Here is a 21,935-nt window from a genome sequence, read left to right on the forward strand (position 1 = left end):
ATCACTTCTCGGCAACGGAATCCACCCCGCCTGCGACACGGGGCGAGGAAAACATCATGGAAAGGCAGGCCGGCACCAGCATCATCCCGATGCCGGCCGGAACCAGCCACGGAAAGGCGATCACCCACCCCACCCGCTGGGCCAGCATCATCAGCGCGGCCATGCCGGCCAGCGAGACCACAACCCCGAACGCCGCATCACGCCCCCGGGCCGCCGGGCATAACATTCCGAACAGGAACGCCCCCAGCGTCGGCCCATAAGACCACCCGGCAACCGTCAAACCCAGGATGACCGCCGATTGCGCCCCCTCACCCAACACCAGGGTCACGCCAACCAGCGCCACAGCCCAGAAGGCGGTCAACGCCCGGGCAGGAAACAGCGGCCCCGCCCGCCACGCACAGACCGCTGCCAGACGGTCAAGAACCTGCGCCGGCACCGGTCCGAAATCGGTCAGGACAGAGCCGGCCATCGCATTGAGAGTCGCGGACAGCGACCCCATGGTGGCGCTCAACACCCCCGCCACCAGCAGGCCGCTCAACCCGGCCGGCAGGCCGGTAACGATGAAATGCGGGAACAACTCGTCCGGTGAACGAAACCCCAGCGCCGACAGCGACGCCCCACCCGATCGTACCCACAACTGAACCCCGACCAGCGACAGCAACGTGAACAACACCCCCACCAGCACGGCACTGCCGATCAGCGCCATCCGCGCCGCCCGCAGGCTGCGGGCGGCCAGCAGCCGCTGAACCATCAACTGGTCGGTACCATGCGAGGCCACGGACAGGATCGTCCCACCCAGCAACGCGGCAGCAGGGGTGAACGGGTCGGTAAACCACCGTCCGCCGGGCCGGACGTGAAACAGAGCCAGCCGCCCGGCCTGCCAGGCGTCATGCCAGCCATCGGCCCCGCTCCACAGAATGCCCACGCACAACGCGGCGCCGAACAGATAAATGACCAGTTGCACGCTGTCGGACCACACGACGGCCCGCAGGCCGCCGAACAGCGTATAGGCCAGCGTCACCGCCATGATCGCGACCAGCACCGTCCCCCGCCCCACCGGCAGGCCGGCATGGGTCAGCAGCCAGACCAGCGGCAACATGCCGGCCAGCAGGCGCACCCCCTCCGCCACCAGCCGCGTCAGCAGGAAGGCCCCCGCAGCAATCCGCTGCACCCCATGCCCGAACCGGCGGCCAAGATACTGGTAGGCGCTATTCATCCGCCCCTGAATATAAAGGGGAAGAAACCACACGGCCACGACCAGCCGCCCGATCAGATACCCCGCAGCAAGACCCGCGAAGACCAGACCATTGGTGTAGCCCACACCCGGCACACTGATGAAGGTCAGGGTCGACGTCTCGGTCGCCACCAGCGACAGGCAGAGCGCCCACCAGGGCAGATCATGATGCGCCGACAGGAAATCCCCCGCCGAGCGCCCCCGCCGCGCCATGGTCAGCGTAACGGCCAGCAGGATCACGAAATACAGGCAGGTCACGGTAATGTCGGCAGGTCGCATAAGCCCCTCTGGCCGGCGAAAATCATGAAGCGCGCCCGGACGATCGCAGCATAACGGCGCGGCCGGACGCGAGAAAGTCCCAGCTTCTCAGAAAGGCTTGTACGGCAGGAACTTGCCGGAAATCGTGACATGCACCCGATCCCCCGCCGGATCGGCCTCACGCCCCACCTGCATGCGGAAATCGATCGCGCTCATGATCCCGTCACCGAATTCCTCATGGATCAGTTCCTTCAGCGCCGGCCCGTAGACGCTGAGCATCTCATACCAGCGATAAAGCAGCGGATCGCTGGGCGCCCCACCGTCGAAACTGCCCTTGTACGGCACTGTGCACAACCAGGGCAGCGCGGTCTGGTCCAGTTCGAACAGACTGATAACAGTGCGCGCTTCCTCCTCGGAGAACACCATCTGCCCCAGGCAGGCGCAGGTGGTCCACTCCTTGCTGCGCCCGACCTGCCGGGCGATGTCGGCCCAGTTCAGTCCTTTGCGGACCCTGGCAATCACGATCGCCTCGGTCACGTCTTCCCGGCTGGTATACATGCATGCCTCCCCTGGTCAGGCGATATCGGAAACCGATCCTACGACGCGCTTCCGGCGTTCCGTCCACTGGATCGCAGCGGCCACCAGCAGATTGGCCACCAGACCGATCATCCCGGTATTGAGCCCGGCCGGCTGCAAACCTGCAAGCGCGCCCCCCATGGCCACCACATCGCCGACCACCAGCCCCGCCCCCAGCGCCCGGGCCGATAACGGCCAGCGCCAGACGATCGCGGCAACACCGGGAATAAACTGCGACACGCCAAGATAATAGAAGCTGGTCAGCGTCACCATCAGGCCGGACAGATGTCCCGCCGCCAGGATCGAGAACAGCAGGTAACAGGCGATCACCGCCTGCGCTCCGCGCCGCTGACCCGCATCCGAAAGACCATGCAGCAGGTTGCGCGATACCAGCGGGCCGATCGCAAGACAGGTGCCGGCCAGAATCACCAGCCCCGACAACGCGCAGGCACCGGCGGCCAGCCCGACCATCCAGTCCGGCAGCAGCGCGCCCGCCGCCACCATGAACACCGCATTGGGCGAAGGCACCGGCAACCCGGCCGACCGTGCATACAGTGCCACCAGATAGAGAAACGGAAACATGACCATGTAAAGCGGCATGACGATCTGGTTGCGGCGAACCGTCCGTGCCGAGCGCGCGGTGAACACGAAGGCAACCGTCTGGGGCGCGACACAGAACGCCACCGCCTGAAGCGGAATGGTGGAAAGCGCATAGACCTGGTCCCGCAGCGCCACCGGGTGGCCGGTCCATGCCACGGCCGGCAGATGCGCCATGCCTCCGGCCCGCAACGCGGCCAGCCCCACGACCGTCACCGCGATCAGCACCAAACTGTCCTTGATCACCGAGACATAAGCCGGCGCGCGTATGCCCGAGAGCATGATCCAGACAAAGGTCAGGCCGGCGGCGGCGGTCGTCGTCCATTGCTCGGGCAGCGCCCAGTGAAACTGGTCGATGACGCGCAGCAGGCCGACAATCTGCAATTCGCCCATCGGCAGCAGGCACAGGATCGCGGTCAGCACCACCAGCCGTTCCAGACCCCGGCTGCCGAACCGAGCGCGGAACAGATCGGCCATGGTCAGGGCCTGACAATCCCGACCCGCCCGCCAGATCAGCGGATTAAGGAAATAACCGACCGGATAGGCCAGCACGATATAGCTGAGGAACCAGATGATGAACGACGTACCGGCACTGTAAGCCGCCGACGGAAACCCCATGATGCTGCCGATGCTGTAGGTTTCCCCCACCGCCAGCATGAAGACCAGGATGCCGCCGAATTGCCCGGACGCTACGAAGAAATCCCGGCTGTCCTGATGCCCATGGCCACGTCGCGAGAACAGCGCCACCATGATGGACAGCAGAATGACCAGAAAGAAGATGATGCTAGCCATCATCCCCTCCACGATCGAACGCCAGCCAGACGACGACCATGCACAGCGAGGTCAGGACGAACCAGCCGAACAGCCAGCACACCACCAGCGGCACGCCGAAGATCAGCAGGCGGCTTGAACTCAGGATGGGCAGTAACAGCACGATCCCCGCGAACGGCACCCCCACGCCCACGCCGACACGCCAGACATCTCTCATGCTGCCCCCGATCGATCGTAGTTTCAGTGTGGTGTCCTCCCTTGCGATCTCGTTCCGTTTCCAGTCATGGCACACAGTAGTCTGCCAGTATGCTCTCCATCCGCCCATCCCCATCTCACGCGCCTGAACACCCGATCGCCCAAGGTCCCTTCCCCAATGAAAAGACGCATGTTTCTCGGCCTCACGGCCACGCTGCCCATGCTGGCAACCCGCAGGACAGGAGCCCGTGCAGACGAGGGCACCCCGCTGCATCCCGGCCCCGGCTATGTCGGCCCCACCAACCTCATCACCGATGTCACCGGCCTGACGGTCGGCGAGGCGCATGACACCAGATCCCGCACCGGGGTCACGGTCATCCTGCCCGACCAGCGGGTGGCCTGCGCGGTGGACGTGCGCGGCGGCGGCCCCGGCACGCGCGAGACCGATGCACTCACGGCCGGCAATCTGGTGCGCAGCGTCGACGCCATCGTGCTGTCCGGCGGCTCGGTCTACGGGCTGGGCTCGGCCGACGGCGTCGCCGCCTGGCTGGGCGCGCGCGGACGCGGCTTCTCCATGACGAAGCAACCCGGCGTGCCGCCCTCGCCCATCGTCCCCACCGCGATCCTGTTCGATCTCGCCAACGGCGGCGACAAGCACTGGGGCCTCAATCCGCCCTATCGTGACCTGGCATTGAAGGCCATGGACCACCCGTCCCGCAGCGTCACCCTCGGCACCGCTGGCGCAGGCTATGGGGCGCAGGCCGGCGCGCTCAAGGGGGGCCTGGGCTCGGCCTCATTCGTCACCGCCGACGGGCTGACCATCGGCGCGCTGGTAGCGGTCAACAGCCTCGGCTCGGTGGTCGTACCGGGCACACGCCATTTCTGGGCCGGCCCTTTCGAAATAGGCCGCGAATTCGGCGGATTGGGCGCCAGCGCCGCCCATGTCGATCCCGAGGATTGGGGCCGGGCCAAACTCAACCCGGCTGCCCGCGCCAACACCACCATTGCCTGCATCGCCACCGATGCCGATATCGATGCCGACGACCTCAAGCGCGTAGCCATGATGGCACAGGACGGCCTGGCCCGCGCGATCCGCCCGGTCCACTCCCCCTTCGATGGCGATGTCATTTTCGCGCTGTCCACAGGCCACCACTCGCTTCCCCCCGGCCCGCGTCCGCTCCATGTCGCCCGGCTGGGCGCATTGGCAGCCGATGTGCTGGCCCGCGCAGTCGCACGCGGCGTCTACGAGGCTAACCTGCCCCCAGACATGGACGGACCGACCTGGAAAAGCCTGCCGGGATGAGGAACAGGCAGGCGCTCTCACCCACGGTCACAATCCAAGCTCACTGAGCGACGGATGATCATCGGGCCGCCTGCCGGACGGCCAGTGGAATTTTCGGTCTTCCTCCCGGATAGCCAGATCGTTGATCGAGGCGATCCGCCGACGCATCAACCCGTCCGTGCCGAATTCCCAGTTCTCGTTGCCGTACGAGCGATACCACTGGCCACCGCCATCATGCCACTCATAGGCAAAGCGAACGGCCATCCGGTCGTCGGCATAGGCCCAGACTTCCTTGATCAACCGGTAATCCTGTTCCCTCTCCCACTTGCGCTGCAGGAACACCACGATCTCCTCGCGCCCCTGGATGAATTCGGCCCGGTTCCGCCACCGGCAATCCGGCGCATAAGCCAGCGACACGCGCTGCGGATCCCGACTGTTCCATGCATCTTCGGCCAGTCGGGCCTTCTGCCGCGCCGTTTCGGCCGTAAAGGGAGGAAACGGTGGAAGAGGCATTGCATTTTTCCTGGCAATGAACAGTGATATGTGCCGAATTACGGTACAGAAACCCGCCCAGGAAGCAAGCCTACCGGCGCACGATCCGCCGGAGCATATGTGCACTCACCTGTCCGAACCAACCCGGCACGCCGGGGGCAATATGCAGCATCTCATGCCCTCCCACGTCGCGGTCGAAGGCGCCGACATTGCCGCGCTTCCGCCAGACATGCACCCCGAACCCGCTTTCCTCCAGCCAGTCATGGAACGCCCACATCACGGATGCACGGCGCCGACCGATCGCCCGGATGCGCCACAGATCAATCAAGGGCGCAAAGAAGGGATTGCCCCGTTCATACGCCCAAATCTCCACCCGAATACCCGGCTGCGCGCTGACACCTCGCGCATGAAAGCCGCCTGTGTCGGCGACGATCAACGTATTGGCGGGCACGGCCACGGCGCGCGGGGCCGCGTAGCCCATCGCAGCGATCGCATCTGCGTCGACACGGAAAGATCCGCGTCCGCTCAGACGATCGCCGGAACCTGCCGCCTCCAGGCTCATCCGCTTTTCCCAGGCCTGCCGCGCCGGGTTCAGCCGATGCGATCCGGGAACGTACACAAAGGGGCCACTCTCATCCGCCGTCTCGGTGAGGGTGAACCATGCCTTGACGGTAGGGTGGAACGTATCGGCATGAAACTGAAGCTGCGGATCGGGGTCGCCGGTAACGGCATGAGGCAGAATCGTCTGGACATAATAAAGTGGCTCACAATCCCGGCTGCCAGCCAGCCGGATCAGCCGTCCCAGAAGCGGCAGGTCCAGCAACCGTCGCACGCCGGGCATGCGGGTCAGAACACAGGGTTCCAGCGCGATGCGACGCGTCACCGTATCGCCCTGAATGGTCTCACGCGCTTCCCCGCGATACTGCCGGACATCCTCCAGAATCTGCCTGAACATCTCCGCCGGCAGGAAATCGCGGATAACGACAAATCCGTCGCGATCGAACTCGGCGAGTAGATGCGGAGGAATCCCGCGCTTCAGCCGCCGCCGCCGCCAGGCAGCAGCCCGATGGGCCAGACTCTGGCGCACCACGTGCAGGCCCGTCTCATTCAGCCGGCGGCTAGCGATCAAGGGATTGTCGCGAAAGGATTTCGTGCCGGTGAAAAGCTGAAATACCCACACGGGATAGGTCAGAACAGTCTTGATGATCTTATGCATAATATCCGGTCGGCCATAACGGCGAAGGAACGCTCCCCGTCTCCTGAAGTTGCAGTCTCGCTGCACCACGCAAGATGCAATAGCATCATCAGAATATGATGCAAAATCGTGCGCTAATGCACTTGAATCATGAAAGAAATTTCCACCAGAAAAACGACGCACCCAGGCGCGATCCCGCCCCGTTCCTCCTCACCGACCCTGCATGCCGATCAGGCACCCAGACAGGATAAAAGCTCTTCCACCGGCCGGGGCCGCGCGAACAGATAGCCCTGGACCTCATCGCAGCCCATCCCGGCGAGAAGCCTATGCTGTTCGTCCGTTTCCACCCCTTCAGCCGTGACACACAGTTCCAGAGAATGGGCGAGGCTGAGAATGGTCTGCGTGATCCTGAGAACCTTGTCCTGCGACATCGCCTGGACAAATCCGCAATCGATCTTGATCTTGCTAAACGGAAAGGACCAGAGATATTTCAGCGAGGAATAGCCGGTCCCAAAATCGTCCAGTACCAGTCGGCAACCAATCTCGACCAGCCTGCGCAGCGCGGCCTGATTCGATTTTTCATTTTTCAGGAAAGATGTTTCGGTAATCTCGATTTCCAGCCGATGCGCCGGCAGGCCGGTCTGCTGCAAGATTCTCAACACCATGTCGGGAAAGGCCGCATCGCCGAGTTGGATTGGCGACACGTTCACCGCCACCCTCACGCCGGCAGGCCAGGCTACCGCCTCGCGGCACGCGGCCTGTAGAACCCACTGCCCCAGCGTGTGGATCAGCCCGTTCTGCTCGGCCAGCGCAATGAACTGGTCCGGCATGATCAGCCCATGCACCGGATGCCGCCAGCGTACCAGGGCCTCGCAACTCGTCACCTGGCGGCCCGTGCGATCGTAGATCGGCTGGAAATGCACGGTCAGGGCATCGGTCGCCAGCGCATCGCGCAACTCCCCGGTCAGGATCGCGGCACTTCTCACCTCTTCGCTCAACGCGGCCTGGAACTGGGCGAAGCGGTTCCGCCCCCGGGCCTTCGCGCGATACATCGCCATGTCAGCATGCTGCAGCAGGGTCTCCGCACTGTCGGCATCTTCGGGAAAACGGGCAGACCCGATACTGGCCCCGATCACGATCCGCTTGCCATCCACCTGATAGGGCGCGCTCAGCGACGCCAGGAGCGGCGTCATCCGCCCGTCGATTTCCAACGGCGAGGAGGTATTGGGCCATAGAATGGCGAATTCATCCCCACCAAGACGGGCAATCAGGTCGCCGGGCCGGCTGTGCTCACGCAGACGGCCGGCCACCAGGCGCAGCAGGGCGTCTCCCGCTGCATGACCATGGACATCATTTACGGTCTTGAAATAATCAAGGTCGATATAGAATAGAACGCCCTGCCTGTTTTCGCCGCACAACGCCTCCAGTTGCACGCTGAACAGCCGGCGATTGCACAGGTCGGTCACCTTATCATAATGAGCCAGCCGCTCGATCTGCCGCTCGTTATCGCGGTAAACCGTCACGTCATCAAAAACATACAGATCCCATAACGGCGTCCCCGACTGATCAGCGATCAGCAGGCGATTGATGATCAGGTCCCGCCGGTTTCCCTGCGGGTCGTCCAGGGAACACTCCATGGTCGCCTGCCCGTCACCCGCCGGCACCCCATCCGTCATGCAGGATGCCATACCGATCATCTTTTCAGACAGGGCGGAGTCCCCGAACCGCTTTGCCGCGCGGTTCATCAGAATGACGTCCCCGTCCACAACCGAGCGGACGATCAGCGGCGACGGCACATTCTGGACGATCCGGTCGATGAACAGCTTGTCACGCAGGATCTTCTCATTCGCCTCATGCAACCTGTCCGTCGCCATGCGCAGTTCGGAGAGCGCCGTCTGTTTGGCGGCATGCGCGTGACGAACCAGATCAATAGCCGACCCTACCCCCAGGCAGAACCCGCGTTCGACCACAATGAAGCCCAGCAGAAGTTCCGAGGCGTTCGCCCCCAGTGCCTGCGGTAGAAAGTCCGCCACCAGCACGTCAGCCTCGACGATGGTCGGGCGGGGGTCCATCAGCAGCGTGACCGGGCGCCGATGATAGACCGAATATCCATACTGACCGGCCATCCGCACATGAAAAGTGTGACGGTCGACAAGCCCCAGCGCGCGTCCGCCGTGATCGACGATCACAATATACAGCAGGTCGGGATCACGCTCGAAATACTGCATGACATCCCCGCCAACGGCCGTTTCCGGCAGGATGGGCACCACGGCCGCGATATCGCGCATCGTCTGCGCGGCCACCGCACCATTCTCCTGCATCGTCATCGTGGAACCTTCAAATGCATTCGCAGCGAATTACAGAACACCCTATTTAAAGAAAAAAAATATAGAACCCCGCGCAAACAATTATGCATATCCGACCTGAACAAGAATTTTTTATTTCAGCCAGACTCCCATGATCATCTGGCCGGAACGTCATCCGAACGGGTCAATGCTGTCCTGATTATATATCGCAACTGACGATTTCATTGTCCACTCTCTCATACCCGATCTCCGCCGGTGCCACCTGCACAACAACGCCGCTTACGAGCACATCCCTGTCAGATGCAGCGCCAGATCGCGAGCCTGCTGCCGGATCTCGGGAATCGCCGTTGTTTCGAACAGGGTCCCCGCCCGCATCGGCCCGATCGCATACAGGACGCGCGAACAGGCGCCAGATGCATCCTCAAGCGCGCCGTGCGCATCAGTCGCCAACGTCGCCTCCATATCCCCCGCAACCGCGTATCCTTCAAGGAACAACGTCCGCAGCAAAGGAGATTCGACTCGACGGTAGTCGGTGACCGGCCCCGTGCAGTTAATGACGCACGAGGCAACCAAACTCTCAGTCCCCCGTGATGTCACGATCGTCAGCCGCCCGGCACCGCCCGAGATCACCAGGTCCCGCACATGGCCCCGACGGACGACCAGATGCCCCGATCGCCGTTCCCGCGCCACCTGTTCGGCGATGGATGGCGCCATACGATGCCGCGCGACACTCCAATAATGAAAGAGACGCCGCCTGAACCGCATTTTCTCGCCTGCCGGCAGGCGTGCCCATAGCGTGTTGCTGGTCGCACGCAGGCTGTCGATGGCCGCCCGCCAAGGCACCCCATCCCGCACGGCATCGCGGAACGCCTTGAGATAGGCACGGGCGGAAGGCATCGTCCCTTCCAGCACGACAGGCCGCGCACACGGCTCGCAGGCCGCATGTCCCAGGCTCAACAGACCGTGCCGAGACACCATGGTCACCGGCCCGCGATGCCCCTGCTCCCGCAGGCGCAGCACCATATCCACCGACGTCAACCCGGTCCCGATCAGAACGACCGGCGCATCACGATCGGACGGCAGCAAAAAATCACGCCATGGATCACGATGATAGAGGCCCGCCGACAGTGCTTCGGCACTGATACGCGGCAGGTCGACCGGTGGAAAATGCCCCAGTGCCAGCACAACGCGCTCGGCCCGCACGCTCTCACCATCAGCCAGGACAACCGACGCTGCATCGGCCTCCACCTTCAATCCCACCGCCGCCTGCTGGCAATGAACAGCCCCGGAGCCAGCCACCAGGGAACGGAGATAGCGCCCATACACCATGCGCGGCGCAAAGACACCCGCATCCGCCGACGGATCATCTTCCCCCCGCAACCAGTCCAGAAAATGATCCGGCGCATCGGGAAAGGCACTCATGTTCCCCGCACGCACGTTCAGCAGGTGACTGGGGCTGTGGGTCGCATAGGCAATGCCCAGGCCCAGTTCGGCGCTGGGCTCCATCACCACCAGCCTCGGCGGATTCACCTGTTGCGCCAGATGGGTCGCCACCAACGCGCCACTCGCTCCCCCACCGACGATTGCGACCATCCCTGCCATGGCCGTCCTTCAGCCCTGGCGACTGCGGCAGGGCCAACCGTGCACGGTCGTCTTCATGATGTCATATCTCCGCTCCATTCCAGCCCTTCTTCGCAGATCCGACAGCAGGGCGGAAAGGACGGAGAGGGTAACGAATGATAACAGCGCAAGATCGATCCAGACGTGCCTGAAAAAGGCAACAGACCGTCTGACGCGGTATCCTTGATCCGTACGATCCAGTCCAGGAGCTCGATATGGTCGCCCCCCGTTCCTATTGCCGACAATCCCGTTCGAAATACACACCCGCGCGTCGCGATCATGCCCTGGACGGGCATTATGCCCGCCGCTGCCTCAAAACTTGAGAATCAGATACCCTCTGCCTTGACGGATTATACCCCTCGACACATGTGCCACCAGGCATCGGAAGTTACGGCAGACCCGCCACGTTCAGTTCGCAACACCCGAAGGGAACTATGAGGTTCTTCGCATCGTTTCTCGCATATCCGGTGAAGGGTGGGATCCTCCGGCCACGGCCGCGGTTCGGAGACGAAAAATAAAAAATATATCCGCCACAGTTCAATTGCCGGCAATTTAACAATTTTATTCTTATATATTAACGGTAATGGCAATTATTTCATTATATATTAAAAATACCGTTAAATATTAATTCTACGCTTTATCGAAGACATCCGTTTTTCGAACATTCGGCATTAAATTAATTTTTACTCTTATGACCAAAAAGTGATCTTCTCTACTTTTCCCCAAGAGGGGAATATAAAATTTTATAAATCAACAACTTACTGGAAAACACACTACCATGAAGCGTCTCCTCCATCGAGCGTGCTTCATGCGGAAGGAGGGTGATATGGTAAACATACGCCAAAAAAAGCCAGTATTCAGAATGGTTGTAGCCGGATCTCTGATCGCCGCCCTGGCCAGCCAGACAGCGTTCGCGCAATCAACGCCGGATGCTAGGCGCGAGGCCCTCCGTGTCGGCCCTCATCCGGGCATGATGCCCCATGCGGGCCGGATGTTCCCTGGGCGTTCGCTGGCCGGCGTGCCGGGCTTCCCACTACCGACACTCCACACCCAACGCGCCTATGCGCCGGACGGAACCTTCACGTCGCGCTGGACTCGCGCCGACGCGCTGCAGATCAAGGCACATTCAAGCACATCGGTCCCGGCAGGGCAGAATTCACTCCCTGCACAACTGATCATGCCTGATATTCCAGCAGATTTTCCAACGATCAATCCCGATGTCTGGGTATGGGATACTTGGACCCTGATCGACAGACACGCCAATCAATTCAGCTATAATGGCTGGGAAGTCATCTTCTGCCTGACAGCGGACAAGAATGCCGGCTACGGCTTCGACGATCGCCACACCCATGCCCGCATCGGGTTCTTCTATCGCCGGGCCGGAATCCCGGTTTCCAGGCGGCCCGCAAACGGCGGCTGGATCTATGGCGGGCTTTTGATTCCCGAAGGGGCACAGGAACAGGTCTTTGCCGGCACCACCTATACGCTCACGGCGGAATGGTCGGGCTCGTTGCGCCTGCTGGACCCACACGATAACAGAGTGTCGCTGTTCTATACCGACATGGCTTTCAACCGCGATGCGAACGGCCAGGATATCACCCCTGCCCAGGCGGTCATCACCCAGAGCCTCGGCCAGATCCACGCCGATTTCCGGCACGTCTGGTTCACCGGCTTCACCACCCACACAGCGCTTCTGCGCCCCGATGGTGTGCTTTACCAGAACGGGGAACAGAACCCGTTCTATAATTTCCGCGATCCGTTCACCTTCGAAGATCCCGAACATCCCGGTGTCAACTACATGGTGTTCGAGGGCAATACCGCCGGCCAGAGAGGCACGCCGAACTGTACTACCGAGGATCTGGGCTACCGCCCGAACGATCCGCACGCCGAAACCCTTCAGCAGGTGCTCGATAGCGGCGCCTATTACCAGAAGGCATCGATCGGTCTGGCAGTTGCCGAAAATGCCTCGATGTCCAAGTGGAAGTTCCTATCGCCGCTGATCTCGGCCAACTGCGTCAACGATCAGACCGAACGCCCACAGGTGTACATAAAGAACGGAAAATACTACATCTTCACCATCAGCCACCGCACGACATACGCGGCGGGCGTAGATGGGCCGGACGGCGTATACGGCTTCGTCGGCAACGGTATCCGTAGTGATTTCCAGCCCATGAACTACGGCAGCGGCCTGGTGCTCGGCAACCCAACGGACCTCAACCAGGCACCGGGCACCGATTATGATCCCAATCCACAGCAGAACCCGCGGGCGTTCCAGTCCTATTCTCACTATGTGATGCCAGGCGGCCTGGTCGAATCCTTTATCGACACGGTTGAAACCCGTCGCGGCGGCACGCTGTCACCAACGGTGAAGGTGGCGATCCGCTCCGACGCATCGGTTGTCGATTTGCGCTACGGCAATGGTGGCCTGGGTGGATATGGCGATATCCCTGCCAACCGAGCGGCCATCAATGTCCGTGCCTTCATCTTGGACCTGATCGGGCAGAATATCCCGATTCGATCGAACACCAATGGCCAGATCAACAGTTTCGTCAACACGAACCAATGATCCCAGGCCAGACCGGCTCTTTCCGGGGCGATCCCAGAAGGGGCCGGTCTTCCGGTTCCTGATAGTCATGCCGCAGAAAATGAAAAGCTCCGATCATATAGCCCGGTTGGATACGGCTCGTCGATATCACGGTCTGGCAGCAGCATGCCTTGTTCTGACTCTTTTGCCACACGCACTACAAGCACAGGAACCCGCAACGCCCCAATGGCGGCCTGCACTGCATTTCTCCCCCGCTGAACACTGGATGAACGATCCGAACGGTCCATTCTTCCTCGACGGTACCTATCATCTTTTCTACCAGTACAATCCGGCGGGTATGGTCTGGGGGCCGATGTCCTGGGGGCACGCCACCAGCACCGATCTGCTGCACTGGCACGAGGAAAGCGTGGCTATCCGTTCCACCCCGAACGAAGACATCTTTTCCGGCACGGTCGTCTATGACAGCCAGAATAGATCGGGGTTGGGCAGCAACGCTACGCCGCCGCTGCTGGCCTTCCATACCTCGGTTTTCCACGGCGATCCCGCGCACCCCGATGACACACAGGCCCAGTCCCTATCATACAGTCTGGATGGCGGTGCACACTGGCAAGCCTACGAGCACAATCCGATTCTCACCCTGGAGCCGGAATCCCGGCAGTTCCGCGACCCTTCGGTGGTCTGGTATCCGCAGGGTCAATGCTGGATCATGACGACGGTGGTCGCAGATGCCCAACTCGTGAAGTTCTACCGCTCGACCGACCTGCTGCACTGGTCGTTCCTGAGTGATTTCCAGCCCTCCGGCTATCGCAAGCCCGGCATGTTATGGGAAATGCCGCTGCTGATCCCACTTTCCCTCGACGGCAACCCGCACGATCCACGCTGGGTGATGATCGTCAGCGTCAACCCCTGGAGCATTGCAGGCGGATCCGGCGTGCAATATTTTGTCGGCCGGTTCGACGGCACCCGCTTCACTCCCGACGCCTTGCCTCCCGACGGCTCCGATCCCTCCGCCTATGCCTGGCTGGATCACGGCGCCGACCAGTACGCGACAATCCGTTTCGACAATACCGGAACGGAAGCGCCATTGCTGATCGGATGGATGAACAACTGGGATTACGCTTCCGCGCTCCCCACGGCCCCCTGGCGTGGGCAAGCGACGCTACCGGTCCAACTGGACCTGAAGACGGTCGACGGACGCCCGACACTGACCCAGACTCCAACCCCGACCTATGAAGCTCTGATACGCCGACAAGGCATCGCCGCTTTCGCCGATAGGGACCTCGGTCCCAATCAGACGTGGCGCGCCCCCATGGGCGGCGACGTACTCGACGTCCGCGTCACGTTGCATCGCGGCGACGCGACGCGCGCCGGCATCGCGGTGCGACAGAGTCCGGACGGCAGGACAGCAACCGTCATCAGCTACGATTTCACCTCGGGAAATCTGACACTCGATCGCAGCCGGTCAGGCGAAGTAGGATTTTCCCCTCGTTTCAGTCTGGTGCATATCGCCCACCTGTCCGCACCCGGCGGCGTGCTGTCACTCCATGTGGTGGTCGACCGCAATTCGGTCGAACTCTTCGCCAATCGCGGCACACTCCGCATGACCGACCTAGTATTTCCCCCGGCGGGCAGCGACCGCATGTCGCTATTTTCCAATGGCGGCCACACGTATTTCACCGGAATCCGCATCTCGGCACCAGCCCGATGACAACTCGATCTTCATGGCTGTCCCGGCTGGAACAGACGCCGTGCCCACTTCAGCACCATCGCCTGGTACGATTGGTTCAAAAGAACGGTATGAGAATGATAATTGCCAACCGCCCGCATCAGGTCGCCGCGCGTTTCGTTCAGATACAGGCGCATGATCGCCCCTGCCGCGCTGATATTATAGCAGGGCTGCTCCAGCAGATTCCGATAGACGACCTGCGGGGCGACATGGGTGAACCGGGCGATCGGATCGATCCAGCGCGTGTTGACCTGCATCACCCCCAGATCGTCCGTACCGTTTGCGTTGTGATGCACCAACCCGTTCCGCCCGGCCTCCACCGCCTGGATCGATGGCAGGATGCGCGGAGGCAGATGGTACAGCGACGCCGCAAACACCATGCAGCCGACATATGCAATCGCCATGGCGGGGTCAGCCCCTTCCGTTCCGGATGCCGGCCCTGATGCGACGGCCTCGTTCCATATCACAGCAAAGCGGGTTCAAGATGCCGAAATCTGCTCCCCCATCTCCCTCCCGCCGTGACGAAGGCTTCACCCTTCTCGAACTGCTGGTCGTGATCGCGATCCTCGGCCTGCTGATCGGCCTGGTCGCACCGGCCGCGCTACGCCAGTTGGGCGGCGCGCGCAATTCGGTAGCCCGCCAGTCGATCCAGCGGCTGAGCGAGGTTCTGGACCTGTACCGGCTGGACACAGGCAGCTATCCCGGCACCGAAGACGGATTGCACGCCCTGATCGCCCGACCGGCCAGCGCCGAGAACTGGAACGGCCCCTATGTAAAGGACGGCACTGATCCGCTGGATCCCTGGCATCATCCCTACATCTATCGCAATCCGTCCGATCGACCGGGACATGACTATGATCTGTGCTCGGCAGGCTCCAGCGGCAATACCGCCGATCGGGCCACGATGATCTGCAATCCCTGACGCACCGCCGATGCTGCTCTCCCCCACCCTGCCGCTCGTGCTGGCACCTTTCATCGGGTCGTTCCTGGGCGTACTGGCCTGGCGCCTACCCCGCGCCGAACCCGTGATGCTGGCACGCTCGGCCTGTCCCCGCTGCGGCACCCGACTGAGAGCATGGGAACTGGTGCCCTTGTTCAGTTATCTGGCGCAGAAGGGCCATTGCCGCACATGTCGCGCTCCGATCGACCGTTCCCACCCGACCATGGAAGTCCTCGCCCTGGCAGTTGCCGCCCTGACCGTGCTGGCAACCCGGCAGAACGATGCGATGATGGAGCCATTCGCGGCGGCGACTGTCTGGCGCGGCTGCCTATTCGGCTGGTGGCTACTGGTCCTGGCTGCGATCGACCTCAAGACCTTCTGCCTGCCCGATATCCTGACCTTACCGCTGACGGCAGCGGGACTGATCCTGGCGGTAACGAACGGATGGCCCATGGTCCTGACGCACGCCACGGCAGCCCTGCTCGGCTATGGCGTCTTCACCGGCGTCGCACTGGCCTACCGCCGTCTGCGCGGCCATGAGGGGTTGGGGCTGGGCGACGCGAAACTACTTGCGGCGGGCGGAGCATGGCTGGGGCCGACCGCGCTGCCGATGGTGGTTTTCTCGGCGGCGCTCCTGACGCTGGTCGCCGTCCTCGTCACCACACGTGACAGGATCAACCGCAACACACCAATCCCCTTCGGCCCCGGCCTCGCCGCATCATTATGGGGAACCTGGCTGTGGCAAACGGCTTACCAGATGCATGGATAGCCCCATCAAAGCCGATGCCCTCTCGATGGCCGCACAGATCAACGACCTGGCCGACCTGCTGGTCGCGCGCGGACGCTGCGACCAACGTGCTGTCGAACGCGCCCGCCGCGCGGCGGAACAGAGCGGCGGGCGGCTCGACCAGATCCTGCTGCACCTGGGCCTAGTCTCGGAACAGGAAATGGCACAGGCCTACGCCGACCTACTGCACATCCCTCTGGCAGCACCCGACCACTACCCCGAGGAACCGGTGCTGGCGGACACACTCGGCATGCGCTTCCTGCGCGACGCCCACGCGGTGCCGTTGGCCGTGCATGGCGATATCCTGTTGCTGGCACTGCGAGACCCCCTGGATGGGTTCACGTCGGCTGCGATCGGGGCCGCCACCGGGCTACACGTAGCCTGCCATGTCGGCGTGCCGATCGAACTGGAAGCCGCACTCGACCGGCTCTACCCTCGCGCCGAGGAAAATGCCCCCCCGCCCGAGGATCACGACGCCCCGCTGGAGGACGACGCGGAGCGTCTGAAAGACCTCGCCTCCGAAGCACCGGTCATCCGCCTGGTCAACCAGATCATTGGCCGCGCGGTAGAAAATCACGCCTCCGACATCCATATCGAACCGTTCGAGGACAGGCTGCGCGTGCGCTGCCGCTATGACGGCGTGCTGCGCGAAGTCGAGAGCCCGCCAGCCCAACTTATCCCCGCCATCATCTCGCGTATCAAGATCATGGCCCGCCTGGACATCGCCGAACGACGCCTGCCGCAGGACGGCCGAATCAAGCTGGCCGTCCGCGGTCACGAGATCGATTTCCGCGTCTCCACCATTCCGTCTCTGTACGGCGAGACGGTGGTATTGCGCGTACTCGACCGCTCCAGCGTCCGCTTCGACTACACGACGCTGGGCCTGGCGCCTGATATCGTTACCCGCATGCGTGCCCTGATGGCGCAGCCAAACGGCATCGTGCTGGTCACCGGCCCAACCGGCTCGGGCAAGACCACGACGCTCTATACGGGCCTAGCAGACCTCAATGCCGTCACGCGCAAGGTCGTGACGATCGAAGATCCGATCGAATACCAGCTTGACGGTATCAACCAGGTTCAGGTCCGCCCGCAGATCGGCCTCACCTTCGCCACCCTGCTGCGCGCCATCCTGCGTCAGGACCCCGACGTCATCATGGTGGGCGAAATCCGCGACATCGAAACCGCCCAGATCGCGGTGCAGGCGGCGCTGACAGGGCATCTGGTCCTGTCCACGCTGCACACCAACTCGGCCGCCGCCGCGATCATCCGCCTGCGCGACATGGGGGTGGAGGATTACTTGCTGACGGCAGTACTGCGCGGCGTGCTGGCGCAGCGACTGGTTCGCCGACTGTGCAATGTATGCAAGACGCCCTATACCCCGCCACCCGAACTGGTGGAACGGCTCAACCTGCACCGCCTGGCCGGCGACGCCCCCGTGACCTTGTTCCACGCCGTCGGCTGCGCCCGATGCCGCCATACCGGCTATAGCGGCCGCCAGGCGATCGCCGAACTGCTGGCACCCGACGAGACGATCGAGCGCCTGATCTTCTCGCGCAGCGATCACATGGCGATCGAACGGGCGGCCATCGCCGCCGGCATGGTGCCGATCTTCACCACCGGTCTGACGGCCGCCCTGCACGGCGAAACGACGATCGAGGATGTAACCCGCAGCGTCCGCGCCGGTACCTGACGGAGAGGCAATCGCATGGTCGAATTCGCCTACACCGCCATCGATACGCAGGGCACGGTAATCCGCGGCACACTGGAGGCCGAGAGCGAAGGCGCGGTCCTGACAATCCTGCGCCGCCGGGGGCATATCCCGATGCGGATCGGTGCCCCCACGCATTTCGCCCCGACAAGGCTAATGTGCGGCCTGACACTTCGCCGTCCCGACCTACGCCGCGCCGAACTGGCGGCCATCACGCGCGAACTCGCGGTCATGCTCGGGGCCGGGCAGGATATCGACCGCGCCCTGCGCTTCCTGGCCGAAACCAGCGTCCGCCTGCGGGTGCGCCGCGTAATGGAAGGCGTACGCACGATGGTGCGCGACGGTCGCGCATTGCACGCAGCCATGGGCCACTATCCGGGCAGTTTCCCCCGCCTGTATCTCGGCATGGTCCGCGCGGCCGAAGCCACCGGCGACCTAGCCCCGACCATGGAACGACTGGCGCTGCTGCTGGAACGCGAACGGGCTCTGACCAGCACTGTACAGTCGGCGATGATCTATCCTGCCATCCTCACCCTGGCGGCCATCGGCTCGATCACCCTGCTGCTCACCACCGTCCTCCCCCAGTTCACCCCCCTGTTCACCCAGAACGGCGTTGCGCTACCGGCCTCCACACGGATGCTGATCCAGGCCGGAAACTGGCTGAGTCGTGACGGGCTGGCCATACCGCCGATCCTGCTGGTACTCACCCTGCTCGGCCGCGCACTCATCCACCGCGCACCCCTCCGCTTGAGGGTAGATCGCTGGCTGCTGGCCCTGCCGATCGCGGGCCCGCTGATCGGCGAAATCCTGGCCGCCCGCTTCGCTCGCCTCCTGGGCACGCTGCTGGAAAACGGCGTGCCGATCCTCACGGCGCTGGCCATCATCCGCGAGGCCACCACCAACCGCGCCGCCATCGCCGCGATCGACGCAGCAACGCAGAACGCCAAGGCCGGATATGGGCTGGCCACCACACTGGAAGCCGCAAAGGTCTTTCCCGCCCGCATGGTCCACCTGCTGCGGCTGGGCGAAGAAACGGCGCAACTCGGGCCCATGGCATTGCGAGCCGCCAATATTCACGAGGATCAGGGCCGCATAGCCATCCAGCGGCTGGTCGCGCTTCTGGTACCCGCGATCACCATCATCATGGGCCTGCTGGTAGCCGGGATCGTGTCCTCGCTGCTGCTGGCCATGCTGAGCTTGAACGACCTTGCACAATAAACGTCCCACCCACCCCAGAGAGACCGGCTTCACGCTGATCGAAATGATCGTGGTCGTTCTGATCCTTGGCCTGATCGGCGCAATCATGATCGGGCATGGACCGTTTCATTCGGTCACGCTGGACCTACGCGGCACGGCACAGCAGATCGCATCCGCCATGCGTGAGGCACGGATGCTGGCCATCTATTCCGGCACGACGCAGATCTTCGTCCTTGATTCGGCCCATCGGAATTACGGGCTGCAACAGGGCATCCGCCATGCCCTGCCCGCGGAGGTGTCGATCGCCGATCCGTCCCGTTTCGCCTTCTACCCCGACGGCAGCGCAAATGGCTCCACAACCACGCTGCTCGAAAGCAACCGGTATGTCGTGTTGCGGGTCAACTGGCTGACCGGCGCCATCAGCGTGGAGGGGCCATGACCGCCCTCCGCCAGTCCGACCGTCAAGCCGGCTTTACCCTGATCGAGGTCTTGGTCGCCTTCGCCATCGTGACGCTGGCACTGACAGTCGCCTATCGGGGCATGCTGGACGGTGTCACTGCCACGCAATTGTCCAACCACACGCAGGATGCTCTCTCTCGCGCCCAATCGCACATGGCAGCAATCGGCCACGGCATGCAACTCGCGCCACTGGAGCAGGGTGGCGACGACGGCAGCACCTTTCGCTGGCATGTCCGGATCACGCCCGCACAGACGGCAACCGGCATATCTTCCAGCTTGGTCCTGTATCATGTGCAGGTCACCGAATCCTGGTCAGATCCCACGGCCGGTTCCGGTCGACGGGCAGTCGTCCTCAAATCCCTGCGACTGGCCGCACGGGCGGCCGGTCCATGACCGTCCTCCGCAGGCAGGCAGGCTTCACCCTGCTTGAAATCCTGATCGCTCTGGTGGTGTTCTCATTGGTACTGCTGGTCCTGCAACAGGGGTTCAGGACGGCAACAATGCTGTTCGAACGCCAGCACGGCTTGCTGGCTTCCCAAGCCGAACTTGGCGCCGTCGATCGCCTACTACGCGGGTTGGTCACGCGCGCCGATCCCGGAGCGGGCCGGGAAGGCCCCCTCTTCGTCGGACAATCACACGGGCTGGTACTGCGCGGCACGCTACCAATCCCCCTGAGCGGACAGCCCGACATAGAGGCCGACATCCGCCTATCGGTCGATGACCGGCATCGTCTGCTCCTGATCTGGCTCCCTTATCGCCATGTGATCGCCCCTCCTGCACAGGAACGGCAGCAAACACTGCTGACAAACGTTGCGGATCTGGAGTGCACCTATTTCTCGAACGGACACTGGAACACGACATGGGAAGCCGACCGCCTTCCGATCTTGGTGCGTATCCGCATCCGCTTCCCCGACGGCGATCCCCGGCGCTGGCCGGACATCGTCGCATCCCCCCTGCTGGACCCAATGCCGCAATAGCGGCCACCATTCTGAAGCACCCCTCATGATCGGCAGAATTCTGCTCGCCTGGTGGTGGCGACAGATCCTCAGTCTGATCCCGGAACGAATTCGGCAGGCACGACTATCGTCCCGCCCCCGACTGGTCGCCGCATGGAACGGACACATGCTGGTCCTCTCGCTGGAGCGGCAGGGCAATCACACAGCGCTGGGCACCCTCGGCCTGTCCGAAGCCGAAGATACCGAAACACAGGTCGCCTGCCAGGCCCTCCTGTCAGGCCGGGGCAACCCGCATGAGACGATCCTGTACCTGCCGCCCGGAATGGTCATGCAGCGCGAACTCACCCTACCCGCCGCAGCCGAACCCGATCTCGACGGTGTCCTGACCTATGAGATGGACCGACTGACCCCCTTTTCCGCCGATGCGATCTTCTACAGCCACACCATCCTCCGGCGGGATACCGCGTTGAATCAACTGCGCGTCCTGCTGTCGCTCACACTCCGTGCCCCCATCGCCCCGGCCCTGCGCCTGCTCGCGCCGCTCGGCATCCAGCCGAACCATTTGGAAGACGCAACCCGCTCCATACGCATCCCGCTGAGGACCAACAGATCATCCTGGCAGAACCTGAAAGACTCCCGGATCTTGGCAGCAACAGGTGTCGCCCTTCTAACGGCGATGGTGATCGCACTTGTGTTCTGGCGCCAATCCACCGAACAGGCGGCCCTGTCAGCCCGGATCACAGCCCTGCGCCCGGCGGCAACGGAGGCAACCATACTGCGCCGCCAAGCCGAGGATCGCCAAGCAGGCGAGAGGGTCATCGCCACCACACGCCGGCAATGGGGCGACCCAATGGCGGTACTGGCGGCAACCACGCAGATGCTGCCCGACAACAGTTTCCTGACCGACCTGAGCCTCCGTCAGGGGCAACTGATCATCAGTGGCCAGTCGCCCGAGGCGACAGGACTGATCCAGGTCCTTAGCCGTACACCGGTTTTTCGCAACCCCGCCTTCGTCGCACCGGTCATCCGCGTGACCGGCCGGGATGCCAGCGTGTTCTCCATTCGCGTCGATGTCGGACAATGAACGGGCC

20 protein-coding genes are annotated in these 21,935 nt (G+C 62.9%); 11 read left to right on the forward strand and 9 right to left on the reverse strand.

Annotation, left to right across the window (positions count from 1 at the left end; translation table 11 throughout):
- Position 1: 1 nt before the first annotated feature.
- The 4 genes from C7453_RS09570 to C7453_RS18925 form a co-directional block, all read right to left on the reverse strand.
- Positions 2-1,513 carry a sodium:solute symporter gene (locus C7453_RS09570; protein WP_114727307.1) on the reverse strand — a complete coding sequence of 504 codons (1,512 nt, stop codon included), beginning with the start codon at positions 1,511-1,513 and terminating at the stop codon, positions 2-4.
- Positions 1,514-1,600: 87 nt separating this feature from the next.
- Positions 1,601-2,050, reverse strand: a complete 450-nt coding sequence (cynS, locus tag C7453_RS09575; protein ID WP_114727308.1) for a cyanase — start codon at positions 2,048-2,050, stop codon at positions 1,601-1,603.
- A 15-nt stretch (positions 2,051-2,065) separates the two neighbouring features.
- The gene (locus C7453_RS09580; RefSeq protein WP_114727309.1) at positions 2,066-3,457 is read right to left on the reverse strand and encodes a sodium:solute symporter family protein; all 1,392 of its coding nucleotides are present in this window, start codon (positions 3,455-3,457) and stop codon (positions 2,066-2,068) included.
- Complete coding sequence (locus tag C7453_RS18925; RefSeq protein ID WP_170143179.1) at positions 3,450-3,653, reverse strand: DUF3311 domain-containing protein; 204 nt, start codon at positions 3,651-3,653, stop codon at positions 3,450-3,452. The genes C7453_RS09580 and C7453_RS18925 overlap by 8 nt, the downstream gene beginning before the upstream one ends.
- Positions 3,654-3,821: 168 nt before the next feature.
- On the opposite strand from C7453_RS18925, the gene C7453_RS09590 reads away from it, so the two are divergent.
- Complete coding sequence (locus tag C7453_RS09590; protein WP_211311043.1) at positions 3,822-4,934, forward strand: P1 family peptidase; 1,113 nt, start codon at positions 3,822-3,824, stop codon at positions 4,932-4,934.
- 27 nt (positions 4,935-4,961) lie between these two features.
- Here C7453_RS09590 and C7453_RS09595 read toward each other — a convergent pair whose 3' ends face one another.
- From C7453_RS09595 to C7453_RS09610, 4 genes are all read right to left on the reverse strand, one after another.
- Positions 4,962-5,426: a nuclear transport factor 2 family protein gene (locus C7453_RS09595; RefSeq protein ID WP_114727311.1), complete on the reverse strand. Its 465-nt coding sequence runs from the start codon at positions 5,424-5,426 to the stop codon at positions 4,962-4,964.
- A gap of 70 nt (positions 5,427-5,496) precedes the next feature.
- Positions 5,497-6,621, reverse strand: coding sequence for a phytanoyl-CoA dioxygenase family protein (locus tag C7453_RS09600; RefSeq protein ID WP_114727312.1), 1,125 nt, complete (start codon positions 6,619-6,621; stop codon positions 5,497-5,499).
- Positions 6,622-6,830: 209 nt separating this feature from the next.
- Positions 6,831-8,927: a putative bifunctional diguanylate cyclase/phosphodiesterase gene (locus C7453_RS09605; RefSeq protein WP_245948950.1), complete on the reverse strand. Its 2,097-nt coding sequence runs from the start codon at positions 8,925-8,927 to the stop codon at positions 6,831-6,833.
- 258 nt (positions 8,928-9,185) lie between these two features.
- Positions 9,186-10,508 carry an FAD/NAD(P)-binding protein gene (locus tag C7453_RS09610; protein WP_114727313.1) on the reverse strand — a complete coding sequence of 441 codons (1,323 nt, stop codon included), beginning with the start codon at positions 10,506-10,508 and terminating at the stop codon, positions 9,186-9,188.
- An 844-nt stretch (positions 10,509-11,352) separates the two neighbouring features.
- On the opposite strand from C7453_RS09610, the gene C7453_RS09615 reads away from it, so the two are divergent.
- Together C7453_RS09615 and C7453_RS09620 are read left to right on the forward strand one after the other, a co-directional pair.
- Positions 11,353-13,092 (forward strand): glycoside hydrolase family 68 protein, encoded by a 1,740-nt coding sequence (locus C7453_RS09615; protein ID WP_114727314.1) that lies wholly within the window; start codon positions 11,353-11,355, stop codon positions 13,090-13,092.
- A 79-nt stretch (positions 13,093-13,171) separates the two neighbouring features.
- Positions 13,172-14,779, forward strand: coding sequence for a glycoside hydrolase family 32 protein (locus C7453_RS09620; protein WP_114727374.1), 1,608 nt, complete (start codon positions 13,172-13,174; stop codon positions 14,777-14,779).
- Between the two features lie 11 nt (positions 14,780-14,790).
- Here C7453_RS09620 and C7453_RS09625 read toward each other — a convergent pair whose 3' ends face one another.
- Positions 14,791-15,201, reverse strand: a complete 411-nt coding sequence (locus C7453_RS09625) for a lytic transglycosylase domain-containing protein (protein WP_114727315.1) — start codon at positions 15,199-15,201, stop codon at positions 14,791-14,793.
- Between the two features lie 80 nt (positions 15,202-15,281).
- On the opposite strand from C7453_RS09625, the gene gspG reads away from it, so the two are divergent.
- Genes gspG through C7453_RS09665 form a run of 8 tightly spaced genes read left to right on the forward strand, consistent with a single transcriptional unit; the run spans position 15,282 to position 21,928 of the window.
- Positions 15,282-15,719 (forward strand): type II secretion system major pseudopilin GspG, encoded by a 438-nt coding sequence (gspG, locus tag C7453_RS09630; RefSeq protein WP_114727316.1) that lies wholly within the window; start codon positions 15,282-15,284, stop codon positions 15,717-15,719.
- A 10-nt stretch (positions 15,720-15,729) separates the two neighbouring features.
- The gene (locus C7453_RS09635; protein ID WP_114727317.1) at positions 15,730-16,506 is read left to right on the forward strand and encodes a prepilin peptidase; all 777 of its coding nucleotides are present in this window, start codon (positions 15,730-15,732) and stop codon (positions 16,504-16,506) included.
- Positions 16,499-18,214, forward strand: coding sequence for a GspE/PulE family protein (locus tag C7453_RS09640; RefSeq protein WP_114727318.1), 1,716 nt, complete (start codon positions 16,499-16,501; stop codon positions 18,212-18,214). The genes C7453_RS09635 and C7453_RS09640 overlap by 8 nt, the downstream gene beginning before the upstream one ends.
- Before the next feature lie 15 nt (positions 18,215-18,229).
- On the forward strand, positions 18,230-19,450 hold the full coding sequence (locus tag C7453_RS09645; protein WP_114727319.1) for a type II secretion system F family protein: 1,221 nt from the start codon (positions 18,230-18,232) through the stop codon (positions 19,448-19,450).
- Entirely contained in the window at positions 19,440-19,868 is a 429-nt protein-coding gene (locus C7453_RS09650; protein ID WP_245948952.1) for a prepilin-type N-terminal cleavage/methylation domain-containing protein, read from the forward strand. The genes C7453_RS09645 and C7453_RS09650 overlap by 11 nt, the downstream gene beginning before the upstream one ends.
- The gene (locus C7453_RS09655) at positions 19,865-20,281 is read left to right on the forward strand and encodes a type IV pilus modification PilV family protein (protein WP_114727321.1); all 417 of its coding nucleotides are present in this window, start codon (positions 19,865-19,867) and stop codon (positions 20,279-20,281) included. The genes C7453_RS09650 and C7453_RS09655 overlap by 4 nt, the downstream gene beginning before the upstream one ends.
- On the forward strand, positions 20,278-20,865 hold the full coding sequence (locus C7453_RS09660) for a prepilin-type N-terminal cleavage/methylation domain-containing protein (RefSeq protein WP_114727322.1): 588 nt from the start codon (positions 20,278-20,280) through the stop codon (positions 20,863-20,865). Before C7453_RS09655 ends, C7453_RS09660 begins: the two co-directional genes overlap by 4 nt.
- 25 nt (positions 20,866-20,890) lie before the next feature.
- Positions 20,891-21,928 carry a PilN domain-containing protein gene (locus C7453_RS09665; protein WP_114727323.1) on the forward strand — a complete coding sequence of 346 codons (1,038 nt, stop codon included), beginning with the start codon at positions 20,891-20,893 and terminating at the stop codon, positions 21,926-21,928.
- The last annotated feature ends 7 nt before the right edge of the window (positions 21,929-21,935 follow it).

It is taken from the genome of Gluconacetobacter liquefaciens (assembly GCF_003350405.1).
Lineage (GTDB): Bacteria > Pseudomonadota > Alphaproteobacteria > Acetobacterales > Acetobacteraceae > Gluconacetobacter > Gluconacetobacter liquefaciens.